Below are 14,211 nucleotides of genomic sequence, written 5' to 3'. Positions count from 1 at the left end.
ACGCCCGTCTTCATTCCAAGACACCCGTCCCGATCCGCGAGACGATTTCGTCCCAGTAGGCGGGCATGGACGCCCACGGGTCACGATCGGCCGCCCCGCGCCGGTCGGTGAACCAGATGGTGCCCGCACCCTGCCAGCGGGCGATGCGCATCGCCTCTTCGAGGTGCGTGCGCGGCACCCCGTGCACGAGGTGGCAGAACCGCTCCGGCGGATGGTCGGCGGTCCACTCCGCCACCTGCGACCAGCGGTAGTCGGCCCACGCCCCGGAGAAGGTGACGAGCTGGTCGGCGGCCTCCAGGTAGCCCTCGTACGGGTGCGTGCCGTGCCCGAGCACGATCCGCACCTCCTCGCCCAGGCCGCGCAGGGTGTCCGCGACCCGGCGCACCGAGGCGAGTTCGGCCTTGCCGGACGGAGCGCCGGCGAGGTAGAAGCCGCCCACCCCGTACCAGTCGCGGAAGCGGTGGGCATCGGAGACCAGCTCCCCGAAGGACCGCTCGCCCTCCCGCATCGCGAGATGGCCGAGGAGCCGCGGGCCGCCGCCCGCGCCGCGGAGCTTCGCGGCGGCCTCCGTGCAGTGCGGGTCGGGCCGCCCGCCCGGGCCGTCCGTGATGTTGAGGACCGCCCAGTGCAGCGGGGTCCCGGGGCGGGTCAGCTCGGCCCATTCGACGGGGGCGAGCAGCGGGTGCGCGTAGCCGGGGATGCCCAGACCGAGGCGGCCGGCCTCGGTCGCGGACGCCGTCGCGGCCCCCGGCGGGGTGGTCAGATGCGGCACGCCGCCTCCATCCAGATGTCCGCGAGGGACTCCTCCAGGTTGATCCGCGGCCGCCAGCCGAGCCGGTCGCGGGCGGTGCGGACATCGGCCTGCTGCCAGGCGCCGCACCCGTCGGGGTACGGGTACGCCTGCGGCGCCGCGCCGGCGAGCTGCTCGGCGGTCGCCTCGGAGCGGGGGGACCCGATGGCGGCGAGACCGGCCGGCCGGCCGGGGTGCGCGTGCTGCTGGGGCCCGCCGTGCGGGACGTCGAGCTCGTGCAGCGCGCCCCCGTACCCGGCGACCCGGGCCAGGACGGCGGCCGCGTCGCGCAGCCGGACCGCGCGGCCGGTGCCGATGTTCACGACGCCCTGGGCCGCCGAGAGCGAGGCGGCGTGCACCGCACGGGCCACGTCCCGTACGTCCACGAAGTCGCGCTGCACGCCGAGCCCGCTGAGCTTGAGCTCCCCGTCCCCGGACTGCATGGCCCGCCGCATGGCCTCGGCGAGGCGGCCGAGCGGGGAGCCGGCCGGGGTGCCGGGGCCGACGGGCGAGAAGACCCGGAGCACGACGGCGTCCAGACCGGAGCCGAGCACCAGCTCGGTGGCGGCCAGTTTGCTGACGCCGTACGGTCCGCCGGGTCTCGGCACGGCGTCCTCGGCCGTGGAGGAGCCGGGCTGGCTGGGCCCGTACTCGGCGGCGCAGCCGAGCTGGACGAGGCGGGCCCCGCAGCCGCTGCGGCGCAGCGATTCGCAGATCGTCGCGACGGCCACCGTGTTGTGCCGGGTCAGCTCGCGGGCTCCGCCTCGGGTGGCACCGGCGCAGTTGATCACGACGCCCGGGTGGACGGCGTCGAGGAACCGGGTCAGCGCACCGGGGCTTCCGGTGGCGAGGTCGAACCGGACGTCGGCGTCGTCGCCGCGGCCGAGCGCGGTGAGCTGGACGGCGGGGTCGGCGAGCAGCCGGTCGGCGACGTAGCGGCCGAGGTATCCGTTGGCTCCGATCAGCAGCACCCTCATCGCGTGGCCCCTTGGTTGGTTGGCTGGCCGGTCATCTTCTGTTTCTCCTTGCGGGTGGGTGGACGGGGCCGCGCATGGGCGGATGCGCGGGACAGTGCGAGGACCGCGTGTACGAGGAGTCCCGCGGCCGCGGCGGAGGCCGCGGCCGGGACCGGTACGAGGGCGAGCGCCAGGGCCGCGGCGACGGGCCCGCGGTGGGCTCCGTGGCGCAGCAGCAGCCTGGTCAGGAACAGCAGCAGGGCGAGCGGGACGGCCGCCGTGAGCGGGGCTCCGGCGAGCGCGGCGGCCCCGGCGGCGGCCGCGGCGAACACGGCGACGGTGACGAGGAGCAGCGGCCGTACGCGGTCCGCGAAGTCCTCCAGCGCCCGGCTCCCGGCGAGCCACGTCCTGGCCCGGGCCGCGAACGATGCGGCGGCCAGGTGCGCGGGGGCGACGGCCAGGGCGAGGGCGAGCGTGAGGGAAGTGCCGTACCGGTGCGCGGCCCATCCCGCGACGGCCGCGGCGAGCAGGTGAGCGCCCAGCGGGAACCGCCCGCCGCCGGCCCGGCCGGGCCATACCAGCGCGGCGACGGTCAGGACCGCGGCCACGGGCCCGGCCCAGGCCGGAGCGGCGGAGGCCGCCCCGAAGGCGAGGGCTCCCGGCAGCAGCGCGAAGCCGAGTCCCAGCAGCGGGGAGGGCCCGGCCGGCGCCTGGGTGCGCTCGGCGGCGGGGGCGTCCCCGCGCGGGGTGCGGGCGTACAGCTCCTCGGCGAGCGAGAAGACGTCCCGGTGCCGGAAGCGCCGGGCGGTGCGGTCGGTGATCCCGTGGGCCTCCAGCCCGGCCGCGATCTCCAGCGGATCCACGGCCCGCCCGCACAACTCCCGATGCCGGTGCAACAAGGCCTTGACGGGATCCCCCTTCCCCCGCCGCCCGACCTCACCCCCGCCGCCGCTCACGGCACGGGGCCCGTTTTCAGCCCCGCCGCCGCTCACGGCACGGGGTCCGATTTCAGCCCCGCCGCCGCTCAAGGCACGGGGTCCGATTTCAGCCCCGCCGCCGCTCACGGCACGGGGTCCGATTTCAGCCCCGCCGCCGCTCACGGCACGGGGTCCGATTTCAGCCCCGCCGGCGTTTGAGGCGCGGGGTCCGGGGCGGAGCCCCGGCAACGGCGCCGCACCGGCAGTCAGACCTTCCTCCCCGCCGGAGGCGGACACGCGGAGCCCCGTCATGCCGTCGCCTCCGGCACCGGCACCGGCACCGGCTCGGCCCAGGTCGGGCTGGTCCAATGCCCCGGCACCCGCGCCTCGGCGGGCCGGGAGAAGGGGACCCCCCCGTCCGGCCGCGCCGACCCGGCGGCGAGCAGCCTCAGGTAGATCTCCCGGAAGGCGGCCACGTTCTGTTCGACGGTGAACAGCTCCAGCGCCCTGGCCCGCGCGGCCGCGCCGAGCCGCTGCGCCCGTTCGGGATCCCGCAGCAGCGCCAGGCACGCGTCGGCCAGCGCCCGCGGGTTGCGCGGCGGGACGACGAGCCCGGTGCCGCCGATGACCTCGCAGACGGCGCCGACGTCGGTGGAGACGGTGGCGCGGCCGCACAGCATCGCCTCGGCCAGGGTCACCGGGAAGCCCTCGATCACGGAGGACAGCACGACGACCCGCCCGGCGCCGTACGCCTCGGCCGGCGTCGGCGCGTCGGGTCCGCCGATCTCCTCGAAGGTGACGGGGTTCTCCCCGACCGTGACGGCGTCGGCGGCCTCGTCGGGGAAGAGCTGGGCGGCCAGCGAGCGGCAGTCGGCGAGGTAGCCGGGGGCCGCGGCCGCGGCGAAGATCCGCAGCCGGGTCTGCGGGGCGGCCTTGCGGACCTCAGCGAAGGCGTGCAGCAGGGCGATCAGATCCTTGGCGGGCTCTATCCGCCCGACCCACACGAGGGTGTCGGGGTCCCCGCAGTCCGCGGACTCCCCGACGGTGGCGAATCGGTCCGCCTCCATCCCGGGGTAGACCGTGCGCAGTTTGTCCCGGGCGGCCCCGCACCGCTCCTGCCAGCGTCGGGCGTGCGCGTTCCCGGGGGTCAGCAGGTCGGCCCGGGCGTAGATCTCGGCGGCCAGCCGGATGTGGAAGGCCGCGAGCAGGGCCCGTACCGCCGGGCGGGCCTCCGGGCGCTGCTCGAGGTAGTGGGCCCGCAGCTGGACCCCGTACTCGGTGACCAGCAGCGGGACTCCGAAGAAGCGTTTGGCCAGCAGCCCGGGGAGGGCGGCGACCCCGCCCGCCGCCGCGTGGCAGACGTCGACCGCGCCCAGGCTTCCGAGCCGGGCGCCCTCCTCGTACCAGTCGAGGGACAACGGCCGCAGCATCCGCTCCAGTTCGTCCACGAACTCCAGCAGGTCCGGCACCTGCGCCGCCTGTACGGTCCGCCCGGCGCCCCGTGCCCGGCAGGCGGATTCGAGCAGCCGTACCGCGGACTCGGAGCGCAGCGCCGCGTACAGGCCGCCCTGTTCGCGGGCGAGTCCGGCGAGTCCGTACAGCCCGGCCTCGAACGCGGGCGCCTCTCCGGCGCAGATCCCGTGGACCAGTTCCCGGAAGCAGTCGGCGAACCGCCGGCGCTCGCGCCGGGAGTACGTCCGCCCGTCGTCGGCCGGGGCCCACAGGGGGGCGGTCCGGACTCCGGTGACGTGTCCGGGCAGCGGGACCCTCGCGCGTTCCTGCTCGGCGCTGCGGCTCAGTGCGTAGAGCTCGAACTCGTGCTGCGGGAGCCCGCGCACGAGCCGGTCGCACCACAGCCTCGCCTCTCCCGTGGCATACGGATAACCACCTTCCGTGAGCAGTCCGATCCGCACGAGTGGCACCCCCGATCTCCCGTTCAGGCGGTCACCGTCGGTCAGGCGACCCGCCGCGGAAGAACTCAAGCGGATATGCCGAAGGCGCGACGGACGGTTGTCCGTCGCGCCACCGGAAGGGGTGAAGAGTCGTAACTTTCCCGTACGGTTCGCGTTCGAGCGCGCTACGCGGCGGAACGCCTGCGTGAAGTGCGGTCAACTACCGGGGAAAACCCACGGGTTGGGCTTGCACTGGATGCCGCCGATGTCGAGCGACTTCGTCTGCTGCTGCATGATCGGGGCGAGTGCGCCGGGCGTGCGGCAGTTCACGTGGCTGTGTCCGAGCCGGTGTCCGACCTCGTGGTTGATGAGCATCTGGCGGTAGGCGAGCATCTGGTCCGGCCCGAAGGTGGCGGCTCCCTGGGCCCAGCGGAACGCGTTGATCATCACGCGCTCGGTGGACGCGGAGTCGCACGAGACGTTGTCGACCGTGGTGTCCAGGCCGGACTTGGCGCACCACTTCGCGGTGGTCCCGGGGCTGGCGAGGGTGATCACGAAGTCGGTCTCGCCGCCCGGCACCCGCTCGAAGGTCCTGGCGCCGCCGCGGGCCCAGCTCCGGTCGTCGTTGAGGGTCCGGTGGACGGCCTCGGCGAACAGCTGCGGGTCCAGGCCCAGGCCCTGCTCCACGTCGACCCGGTAGCGCACGAGCTTGCCCTTGCCGGGGGCCTTGGCCACGCCCGGCACGGTGTCGAAGGCGCCGGAGCCGGCGAGTTTCTCGTCGATCGGCAGCTGCTGGGCCATCTTCTGCTCGTACGTGAGCTCCGGCGCCGGCGCGGGCGCGGGTGCCTGCGCGGGCGCCTCCGGCGTCGGGCGGCCGTCGGAGCGGGAGGCGCCCCCGTCGGCCCGGCCGTCGTCGGTGGCGGCGAGCGTGCCGTGCTGGACGCGCTCGCCGTCGGCGGCCACCTGCCCGGCGACGACCACGGCGAGGACGGTGGTGACGGCCGCGGCGGCCATGCCGGTGTAGGTGCGGACCTTCAGGCCGCGGCCGGAGCCGGGCTGCTCCGGCCGCGGTGCCGACGCTTCGTCAGGCGCCGCGTCGGCGGGTTTGCGCGGCCCGGGCACGCGGCGGTGCGAGCCGGTGGAGGTGAGGGCGTCGCCGGCCGGGTCGGAGGCGGGGGCGGGGACCCGGGCGGGCGCGGGCACCGACTCGGGCGGGGCCAGGGTGACCTGCGGGAAGCCGACCGCGGGAGTCCCGAAGGCCGGGGTGTCGGTGTCCAGCAGGGCGGTCGTGGTGCGGGGCCGCGGGACTCCGCGCCAGTCCCCGTACACGGAGTCGGCCCGGGCCCCCCAGGCGCCGCCGCCCTCGTACTGCTGGGGATGGCCGGCGGGGACGGGCCGCTCCTCGGGCACGTACCCCTGGTGGGTGACGGTGGTCTCGGGCCAGGACCGGCCGCGTTCCTCGTACACCGGCGGCCGCCCGTGCGACTGCTCGTACGGCTGCTCGTACGGCCGCGGGGCCGGCACCGGTTCGGGTGCGGGCGCCGGTGCGGGCGCGGGCGCCTTGCGGCTATGTCGTCCCACGGTTCTCAGCCTCTGCCGTCTTCGGTGTCCTGGAGCAGCTCCCGGAAGGCGGCGGCCACCACCTCGGGGTACTCCATCATCGCCACGTGCCCGGCCTCGGGCAGACACAGCAGCCGCGAACCCCGGAAGGCTGCGGCCGCCTTGTGCGCCATGCGGTACGAGACCAGCTGGTCCCTGCCACCGTAGACCAGCAGGGTCGGTGCGAGTACCCGCTGGGCCTGCCTCCACAGTCCGTGCTGGCCGCCGAGGGTGTAGGCGTCGACGATCCCGCGGGACGAACGGCTCAGGGACTCCCAGAAGTACGGCAGCGCCAACCGCCGCTCCATCTCCTCGACCGCGTTGCGGAACCCCTCCGGCGTCACCCGTGCGGGGTCCCCGTAGCAGAGCTCCGTCACCCCCCGGGTGCGCTGTTCGGCGGTCAGGCCCTGGGCGATCCGGCCCACCAGCGCGGCCATCCCCGGTACGGCGAGCAGCGCCGTCGGCACGGCCGACCGCTGCACGCGCAGTTCGGGCAGGGCGGGCGAGACCAGGGTGAGGGAGCGCACCAGGTCGGGCCGGACGGCCGCGACGCGGGTGGAGACGGCGCCGCCGAGGGAGTTGCCGAACAGGTGGACCGGCCCCCGCCCGGCCGCGTCGAGGTACCGGATGACGGCGCGGGCGAACGCGGTGACGGAGTAGACGCGGTCGCCGGGCGGCGGGGACCAGCCGAAGCCGGGCAGGTCGAGGGCCTCGCCGTCGACGGTGTCGGCCAGCCTCCCCATCAGATCGGACCAGTTCTGGGAGGAACCGCCGAGTCCGTGGACGAACAGGGCGGGCGGCAGGTCCGTGCGGACGGGCGGGCGCACCCGGACCGCCAGTTCCAGCCCGGGCAGTGCGACGGTGCGCAGCTGCTCTCCATCGGCCACCCGGACCGCTCCCGCCGGGGCGGAGGGCTCGGCGGTGGACCGTACACCCGGCAGCTCGGTCGAAGACATGCGGCAATGTTACGAGACGATCACGCCGGACTCCTTGTGTTCGCGGTCACAGAGGCATGGCGATCCGTATAGCGGGGTATCGGCAAGCCTCCTAGGCTCGTAAGTGAGCACAAGGAAGCGAGGGGAGCGGAATGACTGTCGACCCTGCGGAGCCGGACACCTTCCGGGAGCCGTTTCCGGAAGTCGTCGACCCCGAAGCGCCCGAGGCGGACCTGGCCGAGCAGCTGACCGAGGTGGAGCCGTCGCGGGAGGACGACCCGGTCACCGGTGTGGATCGCGGCGAGGCCAATGACGGCGACGCCGTGGAGCAGGCCAGGGTGGTGCCCCTGGACGACGACGACTACCGCTGACCAGCACGTCCGACCGGTCCGTACCGCGAGAAAAGTCGGCTTGAACCCACCAGATTCGGTTACCGAAAAGTACGATGGCCGCGCGGCGCAGAGCGCACTGTGTTCTTAGAGAAAGTGGGAGGCGGCGTGACAGCCATCGAGCAGACCGAGGCAGCGCGTCCGCGGGGCACGCGACTGCCGCGCCGGGCCCGGCGCAACCAGCTGCTGGGCGCGGCTCAGGAGGTCTTCGTCGCGCAGGGTTACCACGCCGCGGCCATGGACGACATCGCCGAGCGGGCCGGCGTGAGCAAGCCGGTGCTGTACCAGCACTTCCCCGGCAAGCTCGACCTCTACCTGGCGCTGCTGGACCAGCACTGCGAGGCCCTGCTGCTCGCCGTGCGCACGGCGCTCGCGTCGACGACCGACAACAAGCTGCGCGTGGCGGCGACGATGGACGCCTACTTCGCGTACGTGGAGGACGAGGGCGGCGCCTTCCGGCTGGTCTTCGAGTCCGACCTGACGAACGAGCCGGCCGTGCGCGAGCGCGTCGACCGGGTCTCGCTCCAGTGCGCCGAGGCCATCTGCGAGGTCATCGCCGAGGACACCGGCCTGTCCAAGGACGAGTCGATGCTGCTGGCCGTGGGCCTGGGCGGGGTCTCGCAGGTGGTGGCCCGCTACTGGCTGTCCAGCGAGAGCCCGGTCGCCCGGGACACGGCGGTGGGCCTGCTGACCTCGCTCGCCTGGCGCGGTATCGCGGGATTCCCGCTGCACGGCAGCGAGCAGGGCGGCGACCAGGACGCCGAAGGCTGAGCCGCGCGAGGCGCTGTTCGCTGCGAGCGTGTCCGCTGCGCGCGGTTCCCGTCCCCTCTCCGGGCTAATGTGGACCGCGTACGGCGCGGCTGATCGCGCGAAACGGACCGTCGGAGGGACATAGCCGTGGAGGTCAAGATCGGCGTGCAGCACGCACCCCGGGAGATCGTGCTGGAGAGCGACCTGAGCGCCGAGGAGCTGGAGAGCATCGTCGCCGCCGCGCTGTCCGGCACCGCACCGCTGCTCAGCCTCACCGACACCAAGGGCCGCAAGGTCCTGGTGCCGTCCGACCGCCTGTCGTACGTCGACCTGGGCGAGCCGAGCACGCGCAAGGTCGGCTTCGGAGCGCTCTGACGCGATGGCACCTGACGTGCCGAGAACTGTCTGAAACGGCCCGGTGGTTGCTCCCACCGGGCCGTTTCCGTGTCTTCCGCTTCGGGTAGGACCGCAGTGACGGCGTTTGCCCTGACGTGTGGGAGGGACTTCATGCTGCTGATGGAAGTGCTCGGCTCTGCCCTGCTGGGCCTCGCCCTGTCCGCGACGGCCGCGCGCATGCTCTCCGGACGGCTGCCCGCCCCGCGGGTGGTCCTGGTCAGCGGGGTGCTCGGCGCGCTGTTCGGGGCCTATCTGACGCACTTCGCGCTGGGCCCGGGGCACAACACCCTGACCGCGACCTTCGTCGGGGCCGTGCTGGTGTCCGCGGTGGTGCTGTCCCTGCTCCTCCGGCCGGCCTCCGGGCCCCGCAGGCCCCCGCACAGGACTCCGTTTTCGCTCCCGACCCGGGGCTGACCCCTGACGCACCGCGGCCCCGGCACGGATGACTCCGTGCCGGGGCCGGCGTACGCGTGGCCCGCTTCCGGGCGGCGGGGCTAGGCGGCGAGGCCGAGGGCCGCCATCCGCTTGGTGTGCGCCTTGGTGATCCGGGTGAACATCTCGCCGACGGCCGCCAGGTCGAAGCCGGCGGCCATCCCGTCGACCCCGCCGACCAGCATGGTGGAGAGCGCGTCGCGCTCGGCGACCACGCGCTGGGCCTGCGAGAGGGCCTCGCCCATCAGCCGGCGGGCCCACAGCGCGAGGCGGCCGCCGCAGCGCGGGTCGGCCTCGATGGCGGCGCGGACCTTTTCGACGGCGAAGTTGCCGTGGCCGGTGTCGTCGAGCACGCCGAGGACCAGGGCCCGGGTGTCGGTGTCGAGGTGGGTGGCGACCTCGCGGTAGAAGTCGCTGGCGATCGAGTCGCCGACGTAGGCCTTGACCAGGCCCTCCAGCCAGTCCGAGGGCGCGGTCTGGCGGTGGAAGTCGTCCACGCCCTTGGCGAAGGGCTCCATGGCGGCGGTGGGCTCGGCGTCGATCGCCGCGAGCCGGTCGCGCAGCCGCTCGAAGTGGTGGAACTCGGCGGAGGCCATGGCGGCGAGCTCGGCCTTGTCGTCGAGGGTGGGCGCGAGCTTCGCGTCTTCCGCGAGGCGTTCGAAGGCCGCGAGCTCTCCGTACGCGAGCGCGCCGAGCAGGTCCACGACGGCGGCCCGGTACTGCGGCGAGGCGGAGGCGGCCGCCCAGTCCTGGGCGGCGATGCCCTCGGCTTCGGCGGGGGTGCCGTCGCCGGCGGGCGTGGCGTTTTCTACGGTCGACATGCTCCGCACAATAGCCCGCCGAAAGGCGGCTCAAGTCACCACGCCTGGTCACCGCCGGTCTGCCTAAACGTGCCGCGGTGATGAATTCGCCCGACACAGCTGCGCGATTCCGGGGTACAGTGGTAATGCGCCTGCCGGATACTCGGCGGGCCATCCGAATGAGGATGCCCGGTCGGTGGCCCGATCGGCTCCAAACCGACCGCCCTCAGTGGCGTGGTGTGTGCGCAGACGTGCACCTCCCCGCACGAGGGGCCCCCTCAGCGGCAAGAGCGCTTGAGCGACGGCAGTGGTCCCGCGCAGCTTCGTACGTAGCAGTACGGCATAGCCAGGCACGGTACGACCCCCTTCGCCGCCTCGGGCCGCGTCTCACAGAAGAGGCAGCACCCTGACTACGTTCCGAGACCTCGGGATTCTCCCCGAGACCGCCGAAGCCCTCGAGGCCGTCGGCATCGTGTCCCCCTTCCCGATCCAGGAGATGACCCTTCCCGTCGCCCTTTCCGGCACGGACGTCATCGGCCAGGCCAAGACCGGCACCGGCAAGACGCTCGGTTTCGGCCTTCCCCTGCTGGAGAGGGTCACCGTCCCCGCGGACGTCGAGGCCGGCCGGGCCCGCCCGGACCAGCTGACCGACGCCCCGCAGGCCCTCGTGGTGGTTCCGACCCGCGAGCTGTGCACCCAGGTCACCAACGACCTCCTGACCGCGGGCAAGGTCCGCAACGTCCGCGTCCTCGCCATATACGGCGGACGCGCGTACGAGCCCCAGGTCGAGGCGCTCAAGAAGGGCGTCGACATCATCGTCGGCACCCCGGGCCGCCTGCTCGACCTGGCCGGCCAGAAGAAGCTGGACCTGTCGCACATCCGCGCGCTGGTCCTCGACGAGGCCGACGAGATGCTCGACCTGGGCTTCCTGCCCGACGTCGAGAAGATCATCAACCACCTGCCGCCCAAGCGTCAGACCATGCTGTTCTCGGCGACCATGCCGGGCGCGGTCATCGGCCTGGCCCGCCGGTACATGTCCCAGCCGACGCACATCCGCGCCGTGTCCGAGGACGGCGAGGGCGCGACCGTCGCCAACATCGCGCAGCACGTCTTCCGCGCGCACAACATGGACAAGCCGGAGCTCGTCTCCCGCATCCTGCAGGCGGAGGGCCGTGGCCTGGCCATGATCTTCTGCCGCACCAAGCGCACGGCGGCCGACATCGCCGAGCAGCTGGAGAAGCGCGGCTTCGCCTCGGGCGCCGTCCACGGCGACCTGGGCCAGGGCGCGCGCGAGCAGGCCCTGCGCGCGTTCCGCAACGGCAAGGTCGACGTGCTGGTGTGCACCGACGTCGCCGCCCGCGGCATCGACGTCGAGGGCGTGACGCACGTCATCAACTACCAGACGCCGGAGGACGAGAAGACCTTCCTGCACCGCGTGGGCCGCACCGGCCGCGCGGGCAACAAGGGCATCGCCGTCACGCTGGTCGACTGGGACGACATCCCGCGCTGGCAGCTGATCAACAAGGCGCTGGAGCTGGACTTCCACGACCCGGTCGAGACGTACTCCACGTCCCCGCACCTGTTCGAGCAGCTGAACATCCCGGCCGGCACCAAGGGCATCCTGCCGCGCGCCGAGCGCACGCGGGCCGGCCTGAACGCCGAGAACCTCGAGGACCTGGGCGAGACCGGCGGCCGCGGTGGCCGTGGCGGCCGCGGTCCGGCCGCCGCCGTGGTCACGGAGGAGCGCCCCGCGCGCACCCGTACGCCGCGTCAGCGCCGCCGTACCCGTGGTGGTGCCGAGCTGGGCTCCGAGGCCGCCGTCGCACCCGCGGCCGAGGCCCCGCAGTCCGCGCAGGCCCCGGCCGCCGACGAGCCGCGCAGGCCGCGCCGCCGCCGTACCCGTGTGGGCGCGGTGCCGGCCCAGGCCGTCGAGGCCGTGGCCGTCGTCGAGGCGGCTCCGGTCGCCGAGGCCGCTGCCGTCGTCGAGGCCGCCGTGGTGGCCGAGGAGGCCCCGGCCAAGCCGAAGCGCACCCGTACCCGCAAGGCCGTCGCCGCGGTCGCCGAGGCGGCCGTGGTCGAGACCCCGGCCGAGGAGGCCCCGGTCAAGCCGAAGCGGACCCGCGCCCGCAAGGTGGCCGAGACCGCACCGGAGCCGGACTTCCAGATGGCCCCTCCCGTGGAGCCGGTCAAGGCCCGCGCCGTCCGCGCCCGCGTCCGCAAGGTCGCGGAGTCGGCTCCGGAGCCGGACTTCCAGATGGCTCCGCCCGTCGAGCCGGTCAAGGCCCGCCGGACCCGGACCCGCAAGGTCGCCGAGGCCGCTCCGGAGGCTCCGGCCGCCGCGGTGGCCGAGGAGGCCCCGGCGAAGCCGAAGCGCACCCGCACCCGCAAGGCCGCGGCCGCGCCGGAGGCGTAAGCACCGTTGCGATGGCCCGGTTCCCCCTCCTGGGGGGCCGGGCCATCGGCGTACCGGTACCGGCCGTCCCGCGGAACCGCGCGGCCGACCGGCCAGTAACGTGAGCCGTATGAGCAAGCCGCCGCGCCTCACCCTGCCCCCGCGCGCCCGCGCGTACCTCCTCGACACCGCCCGTGGCGCGTTCGCCGTGCACGAGGCCGGTGCGCCCGTCCGCGGGACCGCGCTGCTGGTCCCCGGGTTCACGGGCAGCAAGGAGGACTTCATCGCGCTCCTGGAGCCGCTGGCCGGCGCCGGGTACCGCGTCGTCGCCGTCGACGGCCGCGGGCAGTACCAGAGCCCGGGTCCGCGCGAGGAGTCCGCGTACACCGTGGAGGAACTGGGCAGGGACGTCCTCGCGCAGGCCGCCGCGCTGGACGCGGGCCCGGTCCACCTGGTCGGGCACTCCCTCGGCGGGCTGGTCTCGCGTGCCGCGGTGCTCCGCGACGCCGCCCCCTTCGCCTCGCTCACGCTGATGAGCAGCGGGCCCGCCGCGATCTCCGAGGAGCAGCAGGCGCGTACGAAGCTGCTGGTGGCGGCTTTGGAGGCGTTGCGCGAGGACATGCCGGCGGTGTGGGAGGCGATGCGCGCGCACGCCGCCGACGACGACACGGGCGGCGCCGTCGCGGACGCGCCCGAGCTGACGGAGTTCCTGCGCGGGCGGTGGCTGGCGACCGTTCCGGAGCAGCTGATCGGGACGGGCCGGGTGCTGATCTCCGAGCCGGACCGGGTCGCGGAGCTGGCGGCCGTCGCGCTGCCCAAGCTGGTGCTGTCCGGTGTCGTGGACTATGCCTGGCCGGTGCCGCTGATGGACGAGATGGCAGAGCGCCTGAGCGCTTCGCGGGTGATCGTCGAGGGCGCCGAGCACTCGCCGAATGCGGAGAATCCGCAGGTCACAGCCGGTGCACTGGCCGCCTTCTGGGACGGCTGCACCCGCGAGTAGTTAGCCAGTGAAAAAATTTCCTTAGCGTAGGGAATGTTTGCCGTCTACACTTCGTTATACCTACGCAAGGAGAAACACCGACGAAGGGAGAAGCCCCATGCGCTTCGAGATTCTGCGCCTGGACGATGTCGACGGATCCGCCGTGGACAGCACCGTCGTGGACGCGGCCTCCGTCAACCGGATCGTGCAGCAGGCCGCGGCCGTAGGCCAGCGCATCCTGATCCGACCGGCTGAGACGGCGTCCTGCTGACGCCCAGAACCCCCGCACGGACGCCGACGCCCCCGCACCGGACCGGTGCGGGGGCGTTCGCACGCGCGTCAGGCGCCGCGTACGACCTGGAGCACGCCGTTGATGATCTGCTGGACGGCGATCGCGGAGAGCATCATGCCGGCGAGCCGCGTCACCAGGACCACGCCGCCGTCCCTGATGACCCGGATGATCACGAGCGAGTAGCGCATGGTCAGCCACAGCACGACGTGCATGGCGATGATCGCGCACCACACCGACAGCTGGCCGCCGAAGCCGTCGGCCTTCTGGACGGCCAGGATCACGGACACGATCGCACCGGGACCGGCCAGCAGCGGCATGCCCAGCGGGACGAGGGCGACGTTGACGTCCTTGGTCTGCTTGGGCTCGTCGGTCTTGCCGGTGAGCAGGTCGAGCGCGATGAGCAGGAGCAGCAGACCACCGGCGATCATCAGGGCCGGAACGGACACGTGCAGGTAGTCCAGGATCTGCTGGCCGCAGATCCCGAAGACCGCGATGACGCCGAAGGCCACGCAGACGGCCTGCCAGGCCATCTTGCGCTGCACCTTGGCGGGGCGCCCGGAGGTCAGGGCGAGGAAGATCGGCGTGATCCCCGGGGGGTCCATAATCACGAAAAGCGTGAGAAAAAGGGATCCGAAGACGGCGAAGTCGAACACAGTGATGCCTTGCAGGAGAGAGGGGTGTCGCGAAGAGAA

Annotated in this window: 15 protein-coding genes; 7 read left to right on the top strand and 8 right to left on the bottom strand. The window is 73.7% G+C overall.

Going from position 1 to position 14,211, the window contains the following annotated elements; genetic code table 11:
- Window positions 1-10: 10 nt before the first annotated feature.
- The 6 genes from ACTVZO_RS27140 to ACTVZO_RS27115 all read right to left on the bottom strand — a co-directional run bounded on the left by ACTVZO_RS27140 (window position 11) and on the right by ACTVZO_RS27115 (window position 7,110).
- Complete coding sequence (locus ACTVZO_RS27140) at window positions 11-772, bottom strand: spherulation-specific family 4 protein (RefSeq protein ID WP_443300850.1); 762 nt, start codon at window positions 770-772, stop codon at window positions 11-13.
- Window positions 760-1,767: an NAD-dependent epimerase/dehydratase gene (locus tag ACTVZO_RS27135; protein WP_443300849.1), complete on the bottom strand. Its 1,008-nt coding sequence runs from the start codon at window positions 1,765-1,767 to the stop codon at window positions 760-762. The genes ACTVZO_RS27140 and ACTVZO_RS27135 overlap by 13 nt, the downstream gene beginning before the upstream one ends.
- Window positions 1,764-2,645 carry a hypothetical protein gene (locus ACTVZO_RS27130; RefSeq protein ID WP_443300848.1) on the bottom strand — a complete coding sequence of 294 codons (882 nt, stop codon included), beginning with the start codon at window positions 2,643-2,645 and terminating at the stop codon, window positions 1,764-1,766. Before ACTVZO_RS27130 ends, ACTVZO_RS27135 begins: the two co-directional genes overlap by 4 nt.
- A gap of 326 nt (window positions 2,646-2,971) precedes the next feature.
- Entirely contained in the window at window positions 2,972-4,576 is a 1,605-nt protein-coding gene (locus tag ACTVZO_RS27125; protein ID WP_443300847.1) for a DUF3492 domain-containing protein, read from the bottom strand.
- Between the two features lie 195 nt (window positions 4,577-4,771).
- On the bottom strand, window positions 4,772-6,136 hold the full coding sequence (locus ACTVZO_RS27120; protein WP_443300846.1) for a DUF3152 domain-containing protein: 1,365 nt from the start codon (window positions 6,134-6,136) through the stop codon (window positions 4,772-4,774).
- Window positions 6,137-6,141: 5 nt separating this feature from the next.
- On the bottom strand, window positions 6,142-7,110 hold the full coding sequence (locus tag ACTVZO_RS27115) for an alpha/beta fold hydrolase (protein ID WP_443300845.1): 969 nt from the start codon (window positions 7,108-7,110) through the stop codon (window positions 6,142-6,144).
- A gap of 131 nt (window positions 7,111-7,241) precedes the next feature.
- Between ACTVZO_RS27115 and ACTVZO_RS27110 the strand changes: the two genes are divergently transcribed.
- From ACTVZO_RS27110 to ACTVZO_RS27095, 4 genes are all read left to right on the top strand, one after another.
- Complete coding sequence (locus tag ACTVZO_RS27110) at window positions 7,242-7,460, top strand: hypothetical protein (protein WP_443300844.1); 219 nt, start codon at window positions 7,242-7,244, stop codon at window positions 7,458-7,460.
- Between the two features lie 126 nt (window positions 7,461-7,586).
- Window positions 7,587-8,249, top strand: a complete 663-nt coding sequence (locus ACTVZO_RS27105) for a TetR family transcriptional regulator (RefSeq protein WP_443300843.1) — start codon at window positions 7,587-7,589, stop codon at window positions 8,247-8,249.
- A gap of 126 nt (window positions 8,250-8,375) precedes the next feature.
- Entirely contained in the window at window positions 8,376-8,603 is a 228-nt protein-coding gene (locus ACTVZO_RS27100) for a DUF3107 domain-containing protein (RefSeq protein ID WP_069921827.1), read from the top strand.
- A gap of 132 nt (window positions 8,604-8,735) precedes the next feature.
- Window positions 8,736-9,038 carry a hypothetical protein gene (locus ACTVZO_RS27095; protein WP_443300842.1) on the top strand — a complete coding sequence of 101 codons (303 nt, stop codon included), beginning with the start codon at window positions 8,736-8,738 and terminating at the stop codon, window positions 9,036-9,038.
- An 80-nt stretch (window positions 9,039-9,118) separates the two neighbouring features.
- On the opposite strand, the gene ACTVZO_RS27090 is transcribed toward ACTVZO_RS27095, so the two are convergent.
- Window positions 9,119-9,877 (bottom strand): ferritin-like fold-containing protein, encoded by a 759-nt coding sequence (locus tag ACTVZO_RS27090; protein WP_443300841.1) that lies wholly within the window; start codon window positions 9,875-9,877, stop codon window positions 9,119-9,121.
- A gap of 475 nt (window positions 9,878-10,352) precedes the next feature.
- Here ACTVZO_RS27090 and ACTVZO_RS27085 point away from each other — a divergent pair, with 475 nt between their 5' ends.
- From ACTVZO_RS27085 to ACTVZO_RS27075, 3 genes are all read left to right on the top strand, one after another.
- The gene (locus ACTVZO_RS27085; protein ID WP_443300840.1) at window positions 10,353-12,269 is read left to right on the top strand and encodes a DEAD/DEAH box helicase; all 1,917 of its coding nucleotides are present in this window, start codon (window positions 10,353-10,355) and stop codon (window positions 12,267-12,269) included.
- Between the two features lie 109 nt (window positions 12,270-12,378).
- A complete protein-coding gene (locus ACTVZO_RS27080) occupies window positions 12,379-13,248 on the top strand; it encodes an alpha/beta fold hydrolase (RefSeq protein ID WP_443300839.1) in 870 nt (289 codons plus the stop codon).
- Between the two features lie 97 nt (window positions 13,249-13,345).
- Window positions 13,346-13,498: a hypothetical protein gene (locus ACTVZO_RS27075; RefSeq protein ID WP_215149874.1), complete on the top strand. Its 153-nt coding sequence runs from the start codon at window positions 13,346-13,348 to the stop codon at window positions 13,496-13,498.
- Window positions 13,499-13,566: 68 nt separating this feature from the next.
- On the opposite strand, the gene ACTVZO_RS27070 is transcribed toward ACTVZO_RS27075, so the two are convergent.
- The gene (locus tag ACTVZO_RS27070; protein ID WP_384222606.1) at window positions 13,567-14,172 is read right to left on the bottom strand and encodes a MarC family protein; all 606 of its coding nucleotides are present in this window, start codon (window positions 14,170-14,172) and stop codon (window positions 13,567-13,569) included.
- Between the last annotated feature and the right edge of the window lie 39 nt (window positions 14,173-14,211).

Source organism: Streptomyces sp. IBSNAI002 (assembly GCF_052244475.1).
Taxonomy (GTDB): Bacteria; Actinomycetota; Actinomycetes; order Streptomycetales; family Streptomycetaceae; genus Streptomyces.
Note: the sequence above shows the minus strand (reverse complement) of the source record. Positions and strands in the feature narration are given on the sequence as shown.

Excerpts from the sequence above, each read along its gene's own strand:
- ACTVZO_RS27135 (WP_443300849.1), bottom strand. The coding sequence starts at position 1,767 with ATGAGGGTGCTGCTGATCGGAGCCAACGGATACCTCGGCCGCTACGTC.
- ACTVZO_RS27115 (WP_443300845.1), bottom strand. The coding sequence starts at position 7,110 with ATGTCTTCGACCGAGCTGCCGGGTGTACGGTCCACCGCCGAGCCCTCC.
- ACTVZO_RS27110 (WP_443300844.1), top strand. The coding sequence starts at position 7,242 with ATGACTGTCGACCCTGCGGAGCCGGACACCTTCCGGGAGCCGTTTCCG.
- ACTVZO_RS27095 (WP_443300842.1), top strand. The coding sequence starts at position 8,736 with ATGCTGCTGATGGAAGTGCTCGGCTCTGCCCTGCTGGGCCTCGCCCTG.
- ACTVZO_RS27090 (WP_443300841.1), bottom strand. The coding sequence starts at position 9,877 with ATGTCGACCGTAGAAAACGCCACGCCCGCCGGCGACGGCACCCCCGCC.
- ACTVZO_RS27085 (WP_443300840.1), top strand. The coding sequence starts at position 10,353 with ATGACCCTTCCCGTCGCCCTTTCCGGCACGGACGTCATCGGCCAGGCC.
- ACTVZO_RS27080 (WP_443300839.1), top strand. The coding sequence starts at position 12,379 with ATGAGCAAGCCGCCGCGCCTCACCCTGCCCCCGCGCGCCCGCGCGTAC.
- ACTVZO_RS27075 (WP_215149874.1), top strand. The coding sequence starts at position 13,346 with ATGCGCTTCGAGATTCTGCGCCTGGACGATGTCGACGGATCCGCCGTG.